Below are 22663 nucleotides of genomic sequence, written 5' to 3' on the forward strand. Positions count from 1 at the left end.
ATGCTAGACTTAAAATCAAAACTTATACTAGAAAGCTCCACCACCGGAACCTCCACCAAAGCCACCGGATGAACCACTGGAAAAGCTGCTTGAACCAGTAGATATACTGTCGTTAAAGCAAGAATCAAAGTTGGCAGAAAAGCTATCTTTGCCTGTATTAGAGGCAAAACCATAGTAAAAGTAATCACTTTTTGCCAATTCTTCTTGACTAAATTCGATTTTGAGCTGTTTCATTACTTTATTAGCTAAACCAAAAGCAACAGCATAAGGCATGATGTCTTCCCATAAAATGATGTCACCCACATCCTTCATCTTAAACTTACCGATATCTTTCAACATTTTCTTGAAACCACGTATCTTTTCGGTTTCAATTTTTCCTTTTTCAGAATATATGCCGGTACGTTTGATATTGAAAATCAGCGCCAGCAAACTGAAAATTAGGATCAAAGCTTCGCCAAAAACTATTACTAAGATAAATTTAAGTGAGCTTATAAGAGCTACTACCGAAGCAGCGAAACTGATGACCATCATTAAAATTATGATAGCAATATTTTTATTTTTTCGATTTATCAATGAATCAGGCAAATAAATTTGCTTTTCTTTGCTGTCAAAATAATCTCCTGCCCAAAAATCAAAGTCGCGGCCTAGTTTTTTTCCATGATATTTTTTTAGGGCTTGTGTTGTAAAACTAGTTCCATCCCCAATCTTGTTAAAGAGTGTTTTCATTAATCGGCTTTCGTCAACAATACTTTCGTCTATCGCGGTTATCCGATAATAAGTTTTAAGATGGGCTTTATAATCTTCAATCTTAATTTTTTTCTGCGCTGCCAGTTCCATCAAATAGGCAGTAAACGCCCGATTATCCGGTTGCTTTGCAGTATCCAAAATTTGAGCTAATATTGGATCCACATCAGGTATTTCATAGTTATGGGCTAATTCGCGAATTTTGCGGGGCATAAAACCAATCTTTTTGGCCCTAAAACCCTTAATGATACCTAAAAGTCCTGCAATTAAGCTCAAAGCAATTAGCCAGAGACTTCTTTTTGTCCTTTTTTGTTGATTTAATAAAGTATCCTGTGTTAATTTTTTCTCCTGTTTAATCACTGCTTGCCGGTGATTCCTATTTTTGACATTTTGATTATTGGCAGTAATTTTAGGAGGAAAAATAGTATGCACTTCAATACCCATGTCACCAGCAAGATTTTCAGCTGTCATGACAATTTTCCCTTTTTGAGGATTAATTTGTAGACGTCCATCAAGTGGTCCGTGTGCCCATGCTTTTAAGCCTTTAACCGGACCTGGAAAAATCACGCTTGCTTTAACGTAGTCTAAGTCAGTGTCCCAACCATTGCCAATAATTTTAAAATTAAGTTCAGCCACATCACGGTAATTGGTAATGGCATTAGTGATACGGTAAAAATAAGTAACAGTAAAGCGACTATTACTCTTTATATTGTGAAATACTTTAAAACGGTAACCATTTTTACTTCTTTTAAGATCATAATTATCTGTTTTGCGACCCTTGTCGTTGCCATCTGCCACTTTTACTGACGCATCATCGATTTTCTGATTCGATTGTAGATTTTGGCGATAAAAAACTCCATGTGCATAACTGTTGAATTTATACGTAATTGCCCTTTTCATCGTCAGCGAGCCGTCTGAGTTAACTTTAGCTGTAGTGATGTTTTTAGCAATATCATAATCAACATCGGCTTTTACTTCTTGTCCAGAAACAAAACAAAATAATAGAACTCCCAGTAGAGATATCAATTTTATAATTTTATGTTTCATGTATTTTCCTGTCTTTCGTTCTTCGCTTTTCTTTATTATACAGATTATGAAATACAATTAACAAATCAATTTGTACTCCTTTCTTTATTATCTATTTGACTTTAAAAATAAGTTGGATAAAAAAGAAATTTCCGGTTGCAATTACAAAAACTTTTCTCTATAATAGTTAATGTTCTTGCGCGAGAATACGCAAAACTATCGGTCTGGTAGCTCAGCTGGATAGAGCAACGGTCTTCTAAACCGTGGGTCGTGGGTTCGAATCTCACCCGGATCATTTTAAATGGTTTTTATCGATTTTTACTAATTATAAATCCCGTTATATCAACAATTTTATTTTTATTGATTATTGTTAAGTTTAAAGTTGGCTAACATAGAAATAGCCCTAGCAATTAAGCTAGAGCTATTTTTCTATTTCCTTTATAAATATACATTATGGGATTTTTAAGATCTCCAAATGTTAAAAAAGTGATCAATTATTTTGTTTTAGCTCTTCTCTTCTTATCTTGATGTATTCTAATGTTTTGTCTAAATCTTCTTCATCTGCATATTTAAGAATGAAATTTTTAGAATCTGATCTTCTCCTAATATAATTCATTCTTTTTTTATGCGCATCATTCCACTTTTTATTTGCTCGCTTTTGAGCCTCAGTTAGTTTAGCCATTTGATCACTCCTAAAATTAAAACAATTACCATAACTGTAACTAATATTGTTTTACAGAATGTTTTGAGTCTTAAGTCAATCTTTGTTTTAATTGTCAAATTTCCTTTTTTAGTTTCAAAGTTATAAATTTTATTCATTGTAACAGATACTTTTCTATAATATAATGTTTTTATAAACAGCAAAGAAGAGAAACCTTTTCCCTGTTTTTTATCTTTTATAGATGATTTCAAAAGCTATTATCTCGAGATTTATTTTGAAGTGAAGCTCGATAGTAGCTTTTTATTTTCTCTTTTTTTCTTCATCTCCTTACTTCCTTACATATTATGTAATACATTCTTTAGGGTACAACGCAAATAATGTTTTGCAATTTTTTCTAAAAAAGTTAATATTAATTTAGAAGTTACTTTCAAACTTCTTTTACTTTACAGCTCCCATTTGGGAGTTTTTTTATTTAAAAAATTAAAAATAATTATAATAATCAAATTTCATTTTTTCTTTTTCAAGCTTTTGGATATTTTTATTGTAGAGACCTAAGAGGAGACAGCTGCCCAACCTGCCGTAGCCAGCAAAACTCGACAAATAGTCGTAAGGATCGCTGTGGTCTGTATTCCCCAAATTATGTGTTACCCAGTTGTGCGTTTTTACACCTTCTTTTTGTTCTTATTTTATGGCGATTTAATAATATCAAGGCAGAAGCTAAAAGTATAAAAAAGAACGATGAAATTATCGTTCTTTTTTCGTGGTCTGAGAACTAGTTTTTTCCCAGACTCTTTTAAATAATTAGCCATTTTAATCAAAAACATAATCTCTTCTATAATTTAACCAGCTTGCCATTAATTCTTCTTGATTTTTGATATCAGAACCCTTTGCCGTTTAGGATTTAACCGGTAATAGCCTGAGAAAATTCCCAAAAAGGTTAAAACAACTGTTCCGAGAATTAGCAATAAAATGCTGTCTTCATGAAGTTCTCCGATAAATTCATATAGAGAAGATACCATCTTCAACCAACCACCAAGAGAGACAAAATACCAGGCAGTAGCCTTATCAATAAAACTCATAGCTGTACGCAAATCAGATTCATTTTTGATAATACTACCTAAAATCTTGACTGCACGCCTTTTTTCAAGATAAATTTTTACAATAGGTATAATCCAGTACAAAGGAGAAATTTTTGGTTGTGCTTTACTTGATTGGTTAAATTCCTTCAAAAACCATTCATAATCATAAAGCTCCATTAATCCCTGATAAAGAGGGAAGGCAAACAACAACCAATCTCCTAAGAAACTGATGCAATTAATAAACAGTGAGATAATAAACACTTCTTTCTATATCTTTTTATTATAAAACTGAATTATTATTTTTACTTGTCATTATTTTAGTCGTTACCAACCAGTTATTCAAAAAAGTTATTCAAATTTTTGCAAGCTATTTTGCTAATTGAAAAAGAAAAAATATTTTTTTAATAATTAACTAACTTTTTCTTTCTCAACAAAAAGACTATTAGATACTTAAAGCTTGATATACCAATGAAATTTTTTCTTTAAAATTCTCTTGCTTTTTTTTTACTAATAAGTTATGATATTCCTTAAATATTTATGAGAGGTAAAGATTATGACGGCAATTAAAAAAATTAATCAACCGCAAGTTAAATATTATTTCTGGTACTTCAGCTATTTGATCTGAGTGCCTAGTTTGTCATTGTCTTAGACACACAGTTCAATCTTCATGACAATTGTGTGTTTTAAAGACTTAAGTACTTTCTTCTCTGAAGACTCACACAGTTGTCGTCATCTGTGTGAGTTTTTTATTGGGAGAGTAAAATGAATACTTTAAAAAAGATTACGTTAGATACACTAAATGGCTTATCAACAGGTATAGTTGTAGCTTTAATTCCTGGAGCCTTAATTAATCAGTTGGTAAAAGCACTCTTGCCAAGCATGCCGCAATTAAGCTTTATTTTAGCTTTGACCACCTTTGCTTCGGCATTGTTGCCGGCAATCAGTGCCGTCTGTGTCGGTATGACTGGTAAATTAACACCCATCCAAACCTCGTCTATTGCCTTAGCGGCAACAGCTGGAGCTGGTAACTTTGTGATGAACAAAGGCAAGGTTGCGGTTATGGGCAGTGGTGACGTTATTAATACTGCCATCACTATTATGATAGCTTACGGCTTAGTTTTGTTTTTTGGTAAGAAATTGAAAGCATACACAATTCTATTAGTTCCATTACTTGTTCTGCTTATAGCTGGAGGAATTGGCTGTCTTACCCGCATCCCTGTTGGCCAATTAACTAGTTTGATCGGTGTCGGAGTTGAAAAATTGACGGCATTGCAACCAATTATTATGGGAATGTTGATGGGAATAGTATTTGGATTACTTATCGTTTCCCCTATTTCTTCAGTCGGTATTGCCACCGCGATAAGCATTTCTGGCATAGCTTCCGGTTCTGCCAATTTAGGTATCACAGCCGTTGCTTTCTCTTTAGCTGTTTTCGGTTGGAAAGCAAATAGTTTTGGTACATCAATTGCCCACTTCTTAGGTTCTCCTAAAATGCAAATGGCTAATCTAATGACTAATCCCAAATTACTTATCCCGCTTTTAATTAATGCCGGTATAATGGGTGCCTTAGGCGCAGTATTTCAAATTCAGGGTACACCAATGAGTGCAGGATTTGGCTTTTCAGGTTTAATTGGCCCTATTGCCGCCATGGCAAATCGCCCAGCGAATTTGGTTAATATTATATTAATTGCTGTTCTTTTCTTCGTGTTACCTATTGCATTAGGCATCGCAATGAATTACCTTTTTAATAACAAAGTTCATCTTTTCACTAGTAAAGACTTTGAACTGGATTTCAGTTAGTTTAAAATACTCTACTCTTCTGGTTTATCAGTCTTATTGCTATAATTGAAGTAAAGGAGAGTATGAATATGATAAAATTCTATGGTTACAAGCGTTGCTCTACTTCAAGGGCTGCTCAAAAATGGCTGACGGAGCACAATGTTGAGTTCGATTTTCAAGATTTGGTCGAAGAACCGCCAAAAAAAGAAGATCTAGTAGAATGGCTGAGCCAGCATCAAGATCGTGGCTTAAAATATTTTTTCAACACTCACGGTCAAGACTATCGCAAATTACACCTTAAAGATCAAATTGCAGATATGTCAATTGCAGATGCCGCTGACATGATGTCCAAAAATGGAAAACTAATAAAAAGGCCTCTGGTTGTTGAAGGTAAAAAACTGACCTGCGGTTTTAATGAAAAAATTTACGAAAAAGTTTGGTTATAAATTTAATATTTAAAAAGGAGGTATTGAAAACAGTACCTTCTTTTTTATTAATCAGCTTTCTAATATCATTGTTAACAGGTAAAATAATACAAAAAGGAGAATTTTATGAAGTATAACCAATACGCTTATGTGGAAACTGATTACAAAACAGAAGTTAAAGAATTATTGCAAATTAAATTTTTGCCAATAGATTATGAAAAACGCTCTTTTTCCAATCTTTTAGGAGAGCTGATCGCAAATGCAGTGGCGGTAATTAGCCCCTGCGACGAAAGTGCTCGTAAAGCAAAATTAGCTGAGTTTGCAGTTTCAGAAGTCCAACCCCTTAATGCTTTTTTAGATACCAATCCAGAAGAAATTACTTCTAGCCAATTTTATAATGTTGCATTGCAACTTCTTGGCTACCATGTTGGCTATGATTATCAACTAAATGACCCTTTGGCTTTTATGGAAAAGCAGGCATTACCTTACATTGAGAAAATTAACGACAAGAAATCTCTTATTCAAGCTTTTTATCGTTTGCTTAACACTCGTGCTAAAAATGGACAACTGCTAATAGATGTCATGGCTGGTCAAGGCTATTTTTACGACAGAAAAACAGAAATTGCACCCAATGAGTTCCTCTTCTTTAACGGTAAAAGCATGCCTGTTTTTGATACCAGCAAGGTGATCCGAGAAGTCGTTTATGTTGAAAGTGATTTGGATACAGACGGTGATGACAAGAGTGACCTTTTGCAAACGACAATTTTTCGTCCAATTGAAAGTGAAACTTTACCGGTTCCTGCTCTTTACACTGCTAGTCCCTATTTTGGCGGTATCATTGATAATGAAAAGCGCAACCACAACGTAGATGAAAATTTGAATGATGCGACTGAGTGGACTAATCCACAATATCAGGCTTCTGCAATTGTTAAAGCCAAAAAACCTCTGGATAGTGAAAGCTCATACAAACCGGTAGAACAGGCTGTCGGCAAATCTTCTTACGGTTTGAACGAATATATGCTAGCTCGTGGCTTTGCCAGTGTGTTTGCTGGTGCAATCGGAACACGGGGCAGTGATGGTCTTAGAATTACTGGTGCTCCGGAAGAAACCGAAAGTGCCAAGGAAATAATTGAATGGCTACACGGAGATCGCATTGCTTATACTGATAGAACAAGGCAGCACGAAACCAAAGCAACTTGGTGTAATAAAAAAATTGGGATGACTGGTCGTTCCTATTTAGGCACTCTGCAAATAGCCATTGCTACTACGGGTGTACCTGGCCTAAAAACAGTTATTTCTGAGGCTGCCATTTCTTCCTGGTATGATTATTACCGTGAACATGGCTTGGTAATTGCACCAGAAGATTGCCAAGGTGAAGATTTGGATATGCTTGCAGAAACTTGTCAATCGAACTTGTGGGATGCTGGAGATTATTTAAGAATAAAACCTAAATTTGACGAAATGCAGAAGATTTTATTAGAAAAGGCCGATCGCAAGACTGGTCAGTATTCAGATTTCTGGGAAAAACGCAACTATCGCCATCATACTGATAATATTAAATGCTCCTGGATTAGCGTCCATGGTTTAAATGACTGGAATGTCAAGCCTAAGAACGTCTATAAAGTTTGGCAAAAGGTCAAAGACCTTCCTATTGCACATCACCTTTTCTTGCATCAGGGACCCCATTATAATATGAATAATTTGGTTTCAATTGATTTTACTGACCTAATGAACTTATGGCTGGTTCATGAACTCTTGGGAGTAGAAAATAACGCCTATAATCAGTGGCCAACTGTGCTTATTCAAGATAACCTAAAAGCAGATCAGTGGCACAAAGAAAAGGATTGGAGTAATGACATTGGCAGCGAAACTGTTTATTTCCCTAATTCCGATAATGAGTTAACCAAAGATACTAGCAGCAAGCAAAAACTTTCCTTTACTGATATAGGCGGAACTGAATTTAAAAAGGCAAAAATTTCTGAGAATGACTGGCAATACCAATTTATTTGTGGTGAAGAAAAATGGGCAAAAGCCAGTTTACGTTTTACCACCGATGAATTTATTCATCCCGTAACCATAGTTGGTCGACCAGAAATAAGAATGAGTGTTTCATCAAGTCTTACCAAAGGACAAATTTCCGTTGCTCTGGTAGAAATTGCTGATCGCAAACGGTTGACTGCTACCCCGAAAATTTTAATGTCAGGTGGTCAAGAATTGGGTTTTCATTTTCAACTTGACTCTTTGCAAGAGTTCATGCCTGACAAGTTAACTCATGCTAAATTAATTACCAAGGCTCACATGAATCTGCAGAATTATGCAGATATGAAAAAGCCACGTAGTATTAAAGCAGGTGAGTTTTATGACTTGCAGTTTAAATTACAGCCAACTTATTACACATTGCCGGTAGGCAGCAAACTTTGTTTAATTATTTATTCAACTGACCAGGGAATGACGAAAAGGCCTCTTGAAAATACAGACTACACAATTGATCTGGCTGAAACCGCCATTAAATTTAGTACTAAATAAATTAAATTTTATTTATGCCAGTACCTTTCAAAGTTAAACATAAAAAGCAGCTGTGTTAAAAACACAGTTGCTTTTTAAATTGCAAAATTCTATTTTATGTTTATTGTAGCAAACGACCTGTTTTCTAAAGCAGTTAGCAATGCACGTGCAGTATCCAAACTGGTAATTAGCGGAATGTTTTGCTGAATGGCTGTTTGACGAATGACAAAGCCGTCAGAAGTTTTAGCCAAATCATGTCCCATAGTGTTGATTACCAAGTCGATTTTGCCATTTTTCAATTCATTTAGGATATTTGTGTCAGTGTCTTCATGAATTTTATCTACCAAAGCAACATGTAAATGATTTTGTTTTAAAAATGTTGCTGTACCACTGGTAGCAAAAATACGGTAACCGATTTGGGCAAATCTTTTGGCAATAGGCAAAATTTCTTGTTTATCACGATCTTCGATTGTTAATAAAATATTGCCACTGTCCGGAATATGCATGTTTGCACCTGAGAAGGCTTTGTAAAGTGCCTTAGGAAAACTAAAATCACTACCCATGACCTCACCAGTTGACTTCATTTCCGGTCCTAAGTAGCTGTCAACATCAGAAAGCTTGCTAAATGAGAATACTGGGGCTTTAACACTAATCATTTTGGTTTCTGGTGCCAGGCCATCATCATAACCTTGCTCCTGTAAGCTTTCACCCATAATTACTCTTGTTGCCACCTGCGCCATTTCAATAGAAGTAATCTTACTTAAAAAAGGTACAGTACGACTAGCACGAGGATTGACCTCAATAATATAAATTTCACCATTGCGCTCAATTAACTGCAAATTCATTATTCCGCGACAATTAAGCTTTAACGCTAACTTCTTAGTAATGTCGGCTATTTTTTGTTTAATTGCGGGAGAAAATGTTTGAGCGGGATAAACAGCCATGGAATCTCCGGAGTGAACTCCAGCATGTTCAATATGTTCCATTATTCCGGGAATAAGGACCCTTTCGCCATCGCAAATTGCATCGACATCACACTCACGTCCATCAAGATAATCATCAACTAAGATTGGATGACTGCTTGCAATATCCACATGATTTTGCAAATAGTCTTCAAGTTCTGGCTGATTATAAACAATTTCCATTGCTTTTCCACCCAAAACATAACTTGGTCTGACTAAAACCGGATACCCCAACTTGTCTGCTGCTTTGATAACACCATCATGTGTAGTAGTCGTAATTCCTTGCGGTTGCTTTAAGCCCAATTCTTTTACTACTTGATCAAATAATTCGCGATCTTCAGCTCTGTTCAGGTCTTCCACACTGGTACCCAAGATTTTAACACCATGCTTTTCTAGCCCAGCTGCCAAATTAATTGAAGTTTGACCACCAAACTGGATAATTACACCTTCAGGCTGCTCAAGATCACAGACATTTAAGACATCTTCTAAAGTGAGTGGCTCAAAATATAATTTATCAGAAACAGAAAAGTCGGTTGAAACGGTTTCTGGATTTGAATTAATTACAATGGCTTCATAACCCATTTTTTGTAATGCTTTGACACAATGAACAGTGGCATAGTCAAATTCTACACCCTGACCAATCCTGATAGGTCCTGAACCAACAACTAAAACTGATTTTTTACTATTCTTCCGACTCTCATTTTCGGTATCGTAAGTAGAATAGAAATAAGGAGTTTGTGAGATAAATTCTCCAGCACAAGTATCTACCATTTTATAAACCGGCACTAAATGGTTCTGCTTGCGCAGATCTCGCACTTGGTCTTCATCCTCATGCCATAAATTGGCGATAGTATGGTCACTAAAGCCGTATTTCTTAGCATTTTTGAGCACAGCCAGATCATCTGGATTAGCCGCAATAGTTTTTTCTAAATCAACAATATGCTTAACAATATCTAGAAAATAGAAATTAATTTTGGTTAATTCATGTAAGTCTGACATTGCATAGTCTCTGCGAAAAGCCTCTGCTAAATAAAAGAGACGATCATCTTGAGCTTTAACAAGTTTATTTTCCAGTTCTTCATCACTTGCATCATGAGCTTCAGCTGAATAAAAGTCTTTTTGGTCAATTTCCAAAGAGCGAACAGCTTTTTGAAAGGCTTCTTCAGCTGTTCTGCCAATCGCCATGACTTCTCCAGTCGCTTTCATTTGTGTGCCAAGTTCACGATTTGCTTTGGCAAATTTATCAAAGGGCCAGCGCGGTATTTTGCAAACAACATAATCCAGGGCTGGTTCAAATTCTGCAAATGTAGTGCCTGTTACCGGATTTTTAATTTCATCTAAAGTCAGACCCACAGCGATTTTAGCAGCCATCTTGGCAATGGGATAGCCAGTAGCCTTTGACGCTAATGCAGAAGAACGCGAAACCCGGGGATTAACCTCAATGACATCATAATTAAAACTGTTTGGATCAAGGGCTAATTGAACATTGCAACCACCTTCAATTTTTAGTGCCCGAATAAGTTTTAAAGAACAGTCACGCAACATCTGATATTCTTTGTCAGATAATGTCTGAGACGGTGAAAAAACAATTGAGTCACCCGTATGGATACCAACAGGATCGAAGTTTTCCATACAACAAACAATCATGGCATTATCGTCATGATCTCTCATGACTTCAAATTCAATTTCTTTATATCCTGCAATTGACCGTTCAATTAAACATTCAGTAACAGGAGATAATTCCAAGCCATTTTTGGCTATTTTAGCGAGTTCATCCCTGTCATTGCAAATACCGCCACCAGTTCCACCCATAGTGAATGCCGGGCGAACAATGATGGGGTAACCAATTTTGTCTCCAAAATCTAATGCTTCTTGCACTGTCTTGACACTAGTTGAAGGTGGCACTGGCTCTCCTAATTTTTGGCACAATTCTTTAAATTTTTCTCTGTCTTCGGCTTGTTCAATTGAATTGAGCTTTGTTCCCAATAATTCAATGTTTAGTTCATCTAAAATACCACTTTTTGCTAATGATAAAGCCATATTTAAACCAACTTGACCACCTAAAGTCGGTAAAATAGCATCAGGAAACTCCTTGCGGATAATACGTGATACTGATTCTACAGTTAATGGTTCAATATAAACTTTATCGGCTATTGTGGTATCAGTCATAATTGTGGCCGGATTAGAATTAACCAGAACCACTTCATAACCTTCTTCACGCAAAGCAAGGCATGCTTGAGTACCGGAATAATCAAATTCTGCAGCCTGACCAATAATAATTGGTCCTGAACCAATTACCATTATTTTTTTTATATCAGTTCTTTTAGGCATGATTTTTAACATCCTTTCTTTGGTCAATCATTTGCATAAAGTAATCAAAGATGCCTTCTTCATCGTGCGGGCCCGGTGTACTATCAGGATGAAATTGCACGGAAAAAGCAGGATATTTCTTATGCCGCAAACCTTCTACAGTCCCATCATTAACTTCAACATGTGTAATCATTAAATTATCAGAATCAATTGAATCCCTACTAACAGCATAGCCATGATTTTGAGAAGTAAACCCAATGTTACCTGTGGCAATTTCACGTACGGGGTGATTAAATCCGCGATGACCAAATTTCATTTTGTAAGTTTTTGCACCATTAGCCAGAGCAAAAACCTGGTGACCCATGCAAATTCCCATTAGTGGGATCTGCTTTTCCACTTCTTGAACCATTTTAACGGCACCCCGCATTTCTAAAGGATCTCCAGGTCCATTAGACAGCAAAACGCCATCCGGATGAAGAGATAAAATTTTTTCAGCTGATGTAGTATAAGGCAGAACGATACAGTTGCAATCTCGTTGGCTTAATTCACGCAAAATGCTGTTTTTTAAGCCAAAATCGACTACAACAATATTGCGCTTTGAGCCTGGTACAGGATAAGATTTTGTAGTCGCAACTCTCTTAACTACGCCCTTTGAAAGCTGACTTGCTTTTAACTGCTCTGCAATTTCAGCAGCTTTCTCCTTAGAATCACAAATTTGACCCTTCATTGTGCCGTGGGTGCGTAATTTTTTAACCAATTTTCTGGTATCTATTCCTTGAATACCAGGCACATCTAATCCCTTTAAAAAATCTGGTAAAGTAGTTTGCATGCGCCAATTATCAGGATGACGTGCCACTTCATGGCAAATCACTCCTTTTATGCCTGGTTCGAGTGACTCATAATCTGCCAGTGTGATCCCATAATTGCCAATTAATGGGTTAGTAAAAACTAGAATTTGATCAGCATATGATTGATCTGTAATAGCCTCTTGATAACCTGTCATTCCGGTGGTGAAGACTACTTCGCCTTTAGTGGTTTGGCTTCCACCAAAGCCTTCGCCAGCATATACACTGCCATCTTCTAAAATTAAATATCTCATTTACTTTCCTCACTTTGAAAAACAATCTGGCCATCAACCATTGTTAAAACTGTTTGACCGTAAACTGCATCATTATTAAAAGGAGTATTTTTCCCTTTGGACTTAAAATTAGCTGCATTAATAGCTTCTTTTTTATGAAGATCGAAAATTGCAATATCTGCCGGTTGACCTAAAGCTATTTTTCCAGCTTTTTTTAATCCAAAAGCTGTGGCGGGAGCCAAAGTGAGCCAATTTATTAACTGCTCAAGAGTAAAAATACCAGTTTTAACAAATTTAGTGTAAAGTTCGCAAAAGGCCGTTTCACTGCCAACAATACCAAATGCAGCCTCAGCAAAACCATTTTGTTTATCACTTGCAGTATGAGGTGCATGATCAGTAGCTATCATGTCAATTGTGCCATCTAGCAATCCAGCTATAAGTGCTTCTTGATCTGCTTTAGTTCTCAAAGGCGGATTCATTTTAAAGTTAGCATTATCACTAATAATATTTTTTTCTCCTAATAGAAGATGATGAGGAGCAACTTCGCAGGTAACATTAATACCTTTGCTTTTAGCAATTCTGATCAATTCAACACTTTTTTTAGTAGAAACATGGCAAACATGGTAATGAACGCCAGTCTTTTGCGCCAATAATAAATCTCGGGCAATTTGAGTAGTTTCAGCTAATTCAGTAATCGGAGCTAAATTAAATTCACTTGCTTTTCTACCTTCATTTATCACGCCTTGATTGAACAACGAATCATCTTGAGCATGTTCGGCAATAATTAAATTGTTAGCTTGTGCCTTTTGCATTGCCAGATACATCGTGTGCGCATTCTGTACACCTTTGCCATCATTGCTCAGTGCAACGCAGCCAGCTTTTTTTAGAGCGGCATAATCAGGAAATTCATTAGTATCTTCATTAACTGTAATTGGTGCATATTGCAAAACATGAATTACACCATTTTCATAGTTGTTTTTCACCATTTTACGCATCAGCTCTGGCGTGTTGGGTACTGGGACTACATTTGGCATTGCACAAACCGTAGTGAAGCCACCATGTGCTGCTGCTAGCGACCCTGTTTTGACGTTTTCTTTATCAGTTTGTCCCGGATCTCTGTAATGAACATGGACATCGATAAGTCCAGGGCTAATTAATTGCTTTTTGGCATCAATTATATTTTCCGCTTTCAAATCAGTACCAATTGCAGAAATTAGGCCATTTTTAATTAAAAGGTCACCATGCACTATTTCTCCGTTGGTATAGATATAGCCATTTTTAATTACAGTTGCCATCAGGACAATCCCCCTAATTTACGTCCTCGCATAACTGCTTCAATCATTGCCATTCTCATAAAAACGCCATTTTCCATTTGCCTTACAAACCGACACTTAGGAGCTTCAACTAAGTCACCGCTAAGTTCAACATCATGATTAATGGGACCTGGGTGCATGATAATAGCATCATCTTTCATTTGCTCATACCTTTTTTGATTAATACCAAATTTTTCATGGTAGCTTTTGGCGTCAAAATTTGCTTCGTTAGGATCACCTGCGTGTCGTTCATGCTGCACTCTTAACAACATCATCACGTCCATTTGATTTATCAAGTCATCAATGGGCTTATATTCACCATACTTATCGTATTGTTTGTCATACCAATAATCAGGACCAGAGAAATAAACCTTGGCTCCCAGTCTGGTCAAAAGTTCCATATTACTTTTAGCAACTCGCGAATTAGTAATATCTCCTACGATAGCTACTTTAAGACCCTTAAAATGTCCAAAATGCTCATGAATTGTCATCATATCAAGCATACATTGTGATGGGTGCTGCCCGCTACCATCTCCTGCATTGATGACACCAATATCAAGATGTTGGTTTTGTTTGGGATTTATCAGTTGGTTATAGTATTCATTTTCAGTATGCCTGATAACTTCAAGATCAATCCCAAGAGCTGCCATAATAAGCGAAGTATCATAAAGCGTTTCCCCTTTTTTGGTTGAACTGTGTGCAGGATCAAATGGTATTACACTTAAACCCAATTTTCTTTCTGCCATTTCAAAACTCGAGTGAGTCCTACTAGAATTTTCAAAAAACATGTTGGTGACAAAAACGGGATGCGTTAAATGCGGACGAGCTCCACCGTTTTTGAAGTATTCTGCTCGCTCGATAAGTGCCATTACTTCTTCAATTCTTAAACTTTCAACACTTACAAATGATTTTAGGGTAACAAGATTAATATTCTTCATTTTTGCTCTTTTCCAAAAAAATAAACCTAAAGCTTTTTCAGCTCCAGGTTTAGCAAAAGGGTTTTTCGTATAGTTAGAGACTCAATAAAAGAACTCAAACCCTTCTGACCCTCTCTGGAGCCAATTAAACGGTTGAATTAATTTTTTATTGTGGCAATGGTTTTAATTCCACACTGTCTTTATTATCAATTTCTTCTACATTGACGGCAATTTCTTCATGTGATGAAGTTGGTATATTTTTACCAACGAAATCTGCTCGAATTGGTAGTTCGCGATGCCCACGATCAACTAAAACGGCAACGGCAATTGAACTAGGTCTGCCTTTATCCATTAAAGCATCCATTGCGGCTCTGATTGTGCGACCGGTAAAAATGACATCATCAACTAAAATCACGTGTTTATTGCTAATTTCAACACCAAGTTCACTCGAATTAACAACGGGATCTAGTTTTAATGTTGCATCATGACGATCATCACGATATAAAGTAATATCAAGTTGACCGAGTGGAACATCAACACCTTCAAGCTTCTGAATACGATCACGAATACGTTGAGCTAAATATACACCACGAGTTTTTATTCCTACCAGAACCAAATCCTCTGTGCCCTTATTCCGTTCAATGATTTCATAAGTAATTCTTGTCAACGCTCTTTTCATTGCTGAAGCGTCCCAAATTTCTTTAGTCATTTTTTTCTCCTGTAGTACATTGCCCATGAAAAAAGCACTTAATCTATTTGAGACTAAATGCTTTGTAAAAGTCAATACTTAATTGAGCTTTCCTTGCTAGCCTCACGGGACTATTTTTAAAGGACATCTGTTTAAATATACTGTTTCAAACTTAAATTGTCAATAGTAAAGTTAAATATTGCTGATATTAGCTCTTTTAATTATATTCAACTTGACCAACTAAATCTTTAATATAATTGACTCCCAAACTATTCAAAACCTGCGGTAAGTCATGGACAATATGAAGACAAGCTAAAGGATCTTTAAAATGGGCACTACCTACTGCAACAGCGTTAGCACCAGCAAGCATAAATTCAACCACATCTTCAGCAGAGGCAATTCCCCCCATGCCGATAATTGGCAAATTGGTAATTCGCCTTACCTGATTAATCTGGTATAAGGCAATGGGCTTCACTGCAGTACCAGAATAACCACCAAAATTATTTCCTAAAAGAGGTTTGCTAGTCTTAATGTTAATCCTCATGCCAGTTACAGTATTTATTAAGGATAAGCCATCAGCACCACCTGCTTCAGCTGCCTGCGCTAATGCAACTATATCTGTTACATTGGGTGTCAACTTGACAAAAACGGGCAAATCAACTGCATTTTTTATTGCAGCAGTTAGCTTCTCCACCACTCTTGGGTGAACACCAAATGACATTCCACCTTGAGCCACATTGGGGCAAGAAACATTAATTTCAACAGCAGTAACCATTTTTGAATCTGACAGTTTTTGAGCAACTTCAAGATAGCCATCTTCACTTTCACCACCAACACTGGCAATTATTGGTAGAGCTGGATATTGCTTTTTAATAGCAGGCAACTTATCGCTAATAACTTTATCAACCCCTGGATTGGTCAACCCAACTGAATTTAATACGCCATTATCTAAAACTGCAATTTGGGGTTGCGGATTTCCTAAACTTGGCTTAGGTGTAGTAGTTTTAATAACTAGTGCTCCCAGTTCATTCAAGTCAAATTTTTTTGCTGCTGGTACATCCCCGAAGCCGAAAGTACCACTAGCCGGCATCACCGGGTTTTTTAAAGTAAATCCAGGCAATTTTACACTTATATTTGTCATATTACCCTCCAAAAATGTAAGCTCACTGTCAGTACAATTATTTTTGGATATATTTTACACAATTTCTTTACTTTTTAAAAACAAAATTTTATTGTATTTTATAAATAAAAATGGTAATCTCATTATTGATAAACTTTAAACGGTACAGAGAGACCGCAAGTTAAAAACATGACTTAAATTAAATATAAAAGGTCTATTTTGATGCACTCTCGTACCAGAATAGACTTTTTTTGTGGAGGTTTTTAATGGAAAAAGCAGTGTTTGTAGCTTTGGACTTTGACAGCCAAAATAAGGTTCATGAATTACTAGCAAAATTGGGACAGCCCCAAGAAACATACTTAAAGATCGGCATGGAACTTTATTACCATTATGGATCCGATTTTGTAGAAAAATTAGTAAATCAAGGCTATCATATTTTTTTAGATCTTAAATTACACGATATTCCCAATACAGTTTATCGAGCTGCTAGGCAAATTGCTCATTTAGGTATTTTTTGCACGACTATTCATGCTCTAGGTGGCAGTGAAATGATTTCCGCCGCAAAAAAAGGCTTGATAGATGGCACACCAACTGGAAACAATACTCCTAAATTATTAGCTGTGACTGAACTGACCTCAATTTCGGAAAAGATTTTGGCAAACGAACAAAATTGTTCATTATCAATGACTGATCAAGTTGTTAGTCTGGCACAAACTGCAAAAAAAGCTGGAGCAGATGGTGTAATCTGCTCACCACTTGAGGTAAAAAAATTAAAAAAACAGGTTGGTTCTGACTTTTTATATGTAACACCGGGAATAAGATTGTCAAATAGCACCACTGATGATCAAAAGCGTATAGCCACGCCACAAAAGGCTAAAGAATTTGGTTCAAGTGCTCTTGTAGTGGGTCGACCAATTACGCAGGCTGAAGATCCTGCTTTAGTTTATCGAGAAATTAAAAAGGAGTTTGAGTAAAATGCATCAAGATCAAATTATTAATAAGTTAGTTGATAAAAAAATTATTACAATATCCCCTGACAAACCATTCACTTATGCAAGTGGCATGTTATCTCCCATTTATACTGATTTAAGATTAACTGTTTCCTATCCAGACTTGCGTGACTGGATTGCTTCAGATTTAGCAGCTCTTATTAAAGAAAAATATTCAGATGTTAGTATAATCGGTGGCGTTGCTACTGCCGGAATTCCCCATGCGGCCTGGGTTGCTGCTAAATTGCACCTACCAATGATTTATGTACGGCCAAAACCAAAAGATCATGGAAAAGGTAAACAAATTGAAGGACTTTTTAATAGCCACGACAGAATTGTATTAATTGACGATTTAATTACAACTGGTGGGTCAGTTATTAATGCGGTAAAAGCAACTGAAAAAGAAGGCGGTAATGTAATCGGCGTGAGTTCAATATTTACTTATTATCTAAAAGATACTAAAGCAAATTTTGCTCAAGCTAAAGTTGACTACAGTCCTCTGTTAACATATCCTGAACTACTCCAAAAAGAAAAAGAAATGAAATATATAACTCCAACAGAATATGAAGCTTTGAAGACCTGGCACGAAGATCCTTGGGAATGGGGTAAAAAATTCCAATAAAAAACAAAGCCGATTATTTTATTAGTTATTAAAAACTGACTAATCTTTTACTAAAACAAGATTAGTCAGTTTTTCTTTTATTTGAAAAAAGGTTAATGATGTCTAATTGCACCATTCAGACGATCACGATAATGGAAATAGATCAATATCATGAAAGGTATTAAAATTAACTGCACTAAATAAAAGTATTTGACTGGTAATAAGTCATTTATAAATCCCATGATTATTGGACCAAACGCCATACCAATGTCAAGTCCTAAGTAAAACGTGCTACTTGCTAAACCTTGTTCGCTTATGGGAGCCAATAGCATTGCAGTTGACTGTAAAACTGAATACATTAAACCATAGCCAATAGCCATAAAAGCAGCTGCGAGAGCCATTATCCAGTTATTTTTCATTGTTGCCAGCAAAATTAGGTAAATAAGGGTGGCAGCAACACTAACCCAAAACCAAGTGCCAAATTTAACAGTATCAAAGAGATTTTTTAAAACTATTCGAATAAGCAACAGTACAACAGCATAAATTAAAAAATAGGAGCCTACATTTACACTCAAATGACGCTCTTCAACGTAAGTAACCAGATCGGCTTGTGTGGCAAAATAAGGAAATGCAAATAAAGTAGTGAGCATTGCTATAGGCAATACGTTTTTTTGAATAATTTTAAGATGCAAAAATGATTTTTTCTTTTCTAATTGTTTAACTTCTTTTGGTTTTGCCTTATTGCCAACAAATTGAATTATAATGACCATTAAAACGGCCGAAACAGCAGAAGCAATGATAGCAGTTCTGTATCCTGTTTTTTGATAAGTACTAATAGCAAGCGCTGGAGCAACAGCCATCGCAAGTGCATTCATCAGACCATAAAATCCCATTGCCTGACCAACGTGAGCACGTGGTACCAAAAAGGCAAGCCAAGTCGTCATGCAAACGGTGCAAAGAACATAACCCGAGCCGTTAATTAAACGAAAAAGGAGCAGCCAATTGCTTGCTGGTGCTATTACGTAGCCAGTTACACCGACCACTATGAGAATTCCTCCGATAAAAGATAAACGGTATTTCGAAAATTTATCCGTCAAATTACCTGCAATCGGTCGCAAAAACATTGCTGCTATACTCATAATTCCCACAATCAAGCCAGCAAAACCACTACTAGCTCCCAAACTTTTAGCATAGCCGTTAATCAGAGGGTTCACAAACATAGTGCTAAACATAAAAAAGAATGAAGCTGCCATAACTAGTATGACATCTTTAGTATAAATTGCCTTTTCTTTTGTCATTTTTACCTCACTTATTCAAAACCTAACTTATTTATCATATCACTTAAAAGTTGACATATTCGAATAATAAAATTAACTAAAAAACATTTTAGTTGTCAACCATGCGATAGCATTTGACTAGGGGCTATACATAATGCTAGACATTCCTTCTAAAGTTATATAGTTTGACCAAAAAAGGTTGTATGAAATTTCCGTACAACCTTTAAGTTAGTGTATATGTGATTTTAAGATATTTATCCATAGAAATTTTAAATTAAATCTACATGTTTACAATTATTTTTTTAAGTTCATTTATGACATAAATTTGAATAACTATAAACTTTTTTCTGTGGTATCATTAAATCTAGTAGTGAGTTGGATTAGCCTTAACTAATTATCTCACCACAATTTTACGTTAAGGGTAAATTTTATTTTTAGCATATTTACAAATTTTTTAAATTTATTCTTAACAGTATCTTAAGCAACCTCAATTGATTATTATATTGAAGTTGCTTTTTATTTCATAACCCTTCCTTTCTTTAAGCTAATGAAGAAAAATATTTTTTCATACAATTTTCCTGAATTATTTAAAATAACATTACCTCCTAAAACATAAAATATATGGTTAATATTATTATATAGTATAATCCTAATCAACGTGGCTATAATTGTCAATAAATTATTTAATTTTAAAAAATATGTTTTTATTATAAAACAGTATAAAAGTATCTGTATAATATTTAAATAACACAGTTCATAATGATTGTGAAGCATCTATAAAATAAAAAATACTTTTTTAATGAGGATTATTAAAAAAGTATTTTATTACAAATAACAGTAATAATATTATATTTAAATAAAAAAATTTAAATATTATTTATTTTTTTGAAAGCGTAGCCATCTGGCTTTATATCTTATTAACTTTTATTTTATTTATATTAATTTAGAAATAACATTTTGAAAATAATTACTTAGCAATGGTTTACCAGAATTGATAATTTGTTATTAATTCAGAATTTAGTTAGCACTTTTAAAATTTTAAAAATTAACTCTTGAAATTATCAAATTCAAAAATATTTGTAATTAATCTTTCTTAAATATGGCATAAAACTGCCCACCTTGAAACACTGCTTAAGTTTATTAATAGAGCAAAGCTTCTTTTTACTCATATGCTTGGCATTTGGACTAAAAACAGATAGATTTTAATTTAATTTTTCTTTCAATATCACTAATACCTAGAAATACAACATATTATAGTTGCTATGCGATTAGAAAAGATAGTTTTTGATTAAATTAATGTATTTTTACAAAAATGTAACTATTTTAGTATCGTAAAGAGATATCCTTATCACGACTATATCTCCTTCAGTACCTAGGTCATTGGCAGCGGTAACAGCTTTCTTTACATTAGATTTACCAATAGGTCTGTGCATTAAGTTGAAATTTTTTACCAGCAACTTTCCGGTAATCTGCTTAAAAATATTATTTAGATTTGTTTCAGGAGAAGATTAATTATTTTTATCTGAGTTAAAAGTAACTAAAGACGAATTGGGCTATGTTAAAAACGTTTCTAAAATTAAAATGTCAAGCCGATTTACAGCTTGACATCAAAACTATTTTAAAAATCTATTAAAAACTTTTAAAGGAAAGTAATCAACGTGTTTTTTATTTTCTTAAAAGTTATTTCTTCAAAACAAAAATATACAGATTTAAAAATACTACTATCATCGAGATTGGTTTAGTAGCCCATATAACGATTTCTTTCCCAATCAGAAACAGTTTGAGTGTATTGTGACCATTCTAATTCTTTAGAATCAATAAAACTCTGAGTTAAATGCTCTCCTAAAGCATTCTGAATTAATTTATCTTTCTTAAAAGCCTTTAATGCATTGTGCAATGTAGAAGGAAGCGGTTTGATCCCCATCTCATTAAGTTGTTCTTCATTTAAATCGAATAAGTTGCAGGTGACTGGGTCCATAGGCATCTTTTCTTCCTTAATTCCAGCCATCCCTGCACTTAAACATGCGGCTAAAAGTAAATAAGGGTTAGCTGTAGGATCAGCAGAACGCATTTCAAGTCGAGTATTTAATTCCCCTGCAGAAGGTACCCTAACCATAGGGGAACGATTCTTTGAAGCCCAAGAAATATATACTGGTGCCTCAAAACCGGGGATTAAGCGCTTATATGAGTTAACAGTTGGATTTCCCACTGCCGTAATTGCTCGTGCATGCTCCAAAATGCCATTTAAAAAGTACAAAGCAGTCTTAGATAAATGATATTTATTATTTTTATCATAAAATGCATTTTTATTACCTTTGAATAAAGACATGTTGGTATGCATCCCGTTGCCAGCTTGACCTTGCAAGGGCTTAGCCATAAATGTAGCAAATAAGCCATGTCTTTTAGCTATCTCACGCACAATCATTTTAAAAGTTTGAACACGATCAGCAGTTGTCAACGCATCATCGAATCTGAAATCAATTTCCTGCTGGCCATCTCCTACTTCATGGTGAGCAGCTTCCACTTCAAATCCAATGCTTTCCAAAGTTTCAACAATATCTCGGCGACAACTTGCACTTTCATCGTTTGAAGTCAAATCAAAATATGATGCATGGTCTGGAACTTGAGTAGTCCAATTACCATTTTCATCAAGTTTAAGTAAATGAAATTCGGCTTCAAAACCAATGTCAAAAGCGGTAAAGCCCAATTCTTTCATTTGACCTATAACTCTTTTAAGATTATTCCGTGGATCACCTGCGAAAGGCTCACCATCAGTAGTATGAACGGAACAAGTTAAGCAACCAATTTTACCACCTGTGCTGTCACTCCAAGGCAAAACGGACCAGGTGGAAAAATCTGGATATAATATCATATCACTTTCTTCCAAACGAACAAATCCATCAATTGAAGAACCATCAAAGCGTACGTCATTTTCTAAAACCTTGTCTAACTGACTATTTGGAACCTCAACTGCTTTTAGCGTTCCATTGATATCTGTGAAAGCCAGTCTAATAAATCTGACATCTTCTTCTTTGACACTTTTTCTTATGTCATCTGCTGAAATTTTCTTTGTCATGCTTCTCCACCTAAAAAATCACACAATAATTGGTACAGTCTAAACTAGAAATTTGTTTCTCGTTTAAAACTAGATTTTAGATTAGCAAATGTTTAAAAACTTGTAAAGTGGTC

The 22663-nt window shown here is 35.2% G+C and carries 17 protein-coding genes and 1 tRNA gene; 6 read left to right on the forward strand and 12 right to left on the reverse strand.

The features are described from left to right. Positions 1–27: 27 nt before the first annotated feature. Positions 28–1791, reverse strand: a complete 1764-nt coding sequence (locus tag F5ESL0261_RS06285) for a DUF2207 domain-containing protein (RefSeq protein WP_122052603.1) — start codon at positions 1789–1791, stop codon at positions 28–30. A gap of 200 nt (positions 1792–1991) precedes the next feature. On the opposite strand from F5ESL0261_RS06285, the gene F5ESL0261_RS06290 reads away from it, so the two are divergent. Next, positions 1992–2065, forward strand: a tRNA-Arg gene (locus F5ESL0261_RS06290). Positions 2066–2260: 195 nt separating this feature from the next. Here the strand turns inward: F5ESL0261_RS06290 and F5ESL0261_RS06295 are convergent. Both F5ESL0261_RS06295 and F5ESL0261_RS06300 read right to left on the reverse strand, forming a co-directional pair. Then, a complete protein-coding gene (locus F5ESL0261_RS06295; RefSeq protein WP_109586450.1) occupies positions 2261–2452 on the reverse strand; it encodes a hypothetical protein in 192 nt (63 codons plus the stop codon). A gap of 833 nt (positions 2453–3285) precedes the next feature. Then, positions 3286–3717 (reverse strand): hypothetical protein, encoded by a 432-nt coding sequence (locus F5ESL0261_RS06300; protein ID WP_052697083.1) that lies wholly within the window; start codon positions 3715–3717, stop codon positions 3286–3288. A 555-nt stretch (positions 3718–4272) separates the two neighbouring features. Here F5ESL0261_RS06300 and F5ESL0261_RS06305 point away from each other — a divergent pair. The 3 genes from F5ESL0261_RS06305 to F5ESL0261_RS06315 all read left to right on the forward strand — a co-directional run bounded on the left by F5ESL0261_RS06305 (position 4273) and on the right by F5ESL0261_RS06315 (position 8240). After that, positions 4273–5310: a PTS transporter subunit IIC gene (locus F5ESL0261_RS06305; protein ID WP_122052604.1), complete on the forward strand. Its 1038-nt coding sequence runs from the start codon at positions 4273–4275 to the stop codon at positions 5308–5310. Positions 5311–5378: 68 nt separating this feature from the next. After that, positions 5379–5735: an arsenate reductase family protein gene (locus F5ESL0261_RS06310; RefSeq protein ID WP_045928279.1), complete on the forward strand. Its 357-nt coding sequence runs from the start codon at positions 5379–5381 to the stop codon at positions 5733–5735. Positions 5736–5840: 105 nt separating this feature from the next. After that, positions 5841–8240, forward strand: a complete 2400-nt coding sequence (locus F5ESL0261_RS06315) for a Xaa-Pro dipeptidyl-peptidase (protein WP_122052605.1) — start codon at positions 5841–5843, stop codon at positions 8238–8240. Positions 8241–8329: 89 nt separating this feature from the next. Here the strand turns inward: F5ESL0261_RS06315 and carB are convergent, their stop codons facing one another. The 6 genes from carB to F5ESL0261_RS06345 all read right to left on the reverse strand — a co-directional run bounded on the left by carB (position 8330) and on the right by F5ESL0261_RS06345 (position 16628). Continuing rightward, complete coding sequence (gene carB / locus F5ESL0261_RS06320; RefSeq protein ID WP_122052678.1) at positions 8330–11512, reverse strand: carbamoyl-phosphate synthase large subunit; 3183 nt, start codon at positions 11510–11512, stop codon at positions 8330–8332. Then, positions 11505–12590 carry a carbamoyl phosphate synthase small subunit gene (locus F5ESL0261_RS06325; protein WP_122052606.1) on the reverse strand — a complete coding sequence of 362 codons (1086 nt, stop codon included), beginning with the start codon at positions 12588–12590 and terminating at the stop codon, positions 11505–11507. The genes carB and F5ESL0261_RS06325 overlap by 8 nt, the downstream gene beginning before the upstream one ends. Next, on the reverse strand, positions 12587–13864 hold the full coding sequence (locus F5ESL0261_RS06330) for a dihydroorotase (protein WP_122052607.1): 1278 nt from the start codon (positions 13862–13864) through the stop codon (positions 12587–12589). Before F5ESL0261_RS06330 ends, F5ESL0261_RS06325 begins: the two co-directional genes overlap by 4 nt. Next, a complete protein-coding gene (locus F5ESL0261_RS06335; protein ID WP_122052608.1) occupies positions 13864–14820 on the reverse strand; it encodes an aspartate carbamoyltransferase catalytic subunit in 957 nt (318 codons plus the stop codon). Before F5ESL0261_RS06335 ends, F5ESL0261_RS06330 begins: the two co-directional genes overlap by 1 nt. A gap of 145 nt (positions 14821–14965) precedes the next feature. Next, the gene (pyrR, locus tag F5ESL0261_RS06340; RefSeq protein WP_046332298.1) at positions 14966–15508 is read right to left on the reverse strand and encodes a bifunctional pyr operon transcriptional regulator/uracil phosphoribosyltransferase PyrR; all 543 of its coding nucleotides are present in this window, start codon (positions 15506–15508) and stop codon (positions 14966–14968) included. A gap of 196 nt (positions 15509–15704) precedes the next feature. After that, positions 15705–16628 carry a dihydroorotate dehydrogenase gene (locus F5ESL0261_RS06345; protein WP_122052609.1) on the reverse strand — a complete coding sequence of 308 codons (924 nt, stop codon included), beginning with the start codon at positions 16626–16628 and terminating at the stop codon, positions 15705–15707. 245 nt (positions 16629–16873) lie between these two features. Between F5ESL0261_RS06345 and pyrF the strand changes: the two genes are divergently transcribed. Together pyrF and pyrE are read left to right on the forward strand one after the other, a co-directional pair. Continuing rightward, on the forward strand, positions 16874–17581 hold the full coding sequence (gene pyrF, locus F5ESL0261_RS06350; protein ID WP_122052610.1) for an orotidine-5'-phosphate decarboxylase: 708 nt from the start codon (positions 16874–16876) through the stop codon (positions 17579–17581). A gap of 1 nt (position 17582) precedes the next feature. Next, complete coding sequence (gene pyrE / locus F5ESL0261_RS06355) at positions 17583–18218, forward strand: orotate phosphoribosyltransferase (RefSeq protein WP_122052611.1); 636 nt, start codon at positions 17583–17585, stop codon at positions 18216–18218. A gap of 92 nt (positions 18219–18310) precedes the next feature. Here pyrE and F5ESL0261_RS06360 read toward each other — a convergent pair whose 3' ends face one another. From F5ESL0261_RS06360 to glnA, 3 genes are all read right to left on the reverse strand, one after another. After that, the gene (locus F5ESL0261_RS06360; protein WP_122052612.1) at positions 18311–19495 is read right to left on the reverse strand and encodes an MFS transporter; all 1185 of its coding nucleotides are present in this window, start codon (positions 19493–19495) and stop codon (positions 18311–18313) included. A gap of 1283 nt (positions 19496–20778) precedes the next feature. Then, positions 20779–20931: a hypothetical protein gene (locus F5ESL0261_RS10200; protein WP_233560905.1), complete on the reverse strand. Its 153-nt coding sequence runs from the start codon at positions 20929–20931 to the stop codon at positions 20779–20781. A gap of 281 nt (positions 20932–21212) precedes the next feature. Further along, positions 21213–22550 (reverse strand): type I glutamate--ammonia ligase, encoded by a 1338-nt coding sequence (glnA, locus tag F5ESL0261_RS06365; protein WP_122052613.1) that lies wholly within the window; start codon positions 22548–22550, stop codon positions 21213–21215. Positions 22551–22663: the final 113 nt, after the last annotated feature.

The sequence above is a fragment of the Lactobacillus sp. ESL0261 genome (assembly GCF_003693025.1).
Lineage (GTDB): Bacteria > Bacillota > Bacilli > Lactobacillales > Lactobacillaceae > Lactobacillus > Lactobacillus kullabergensis.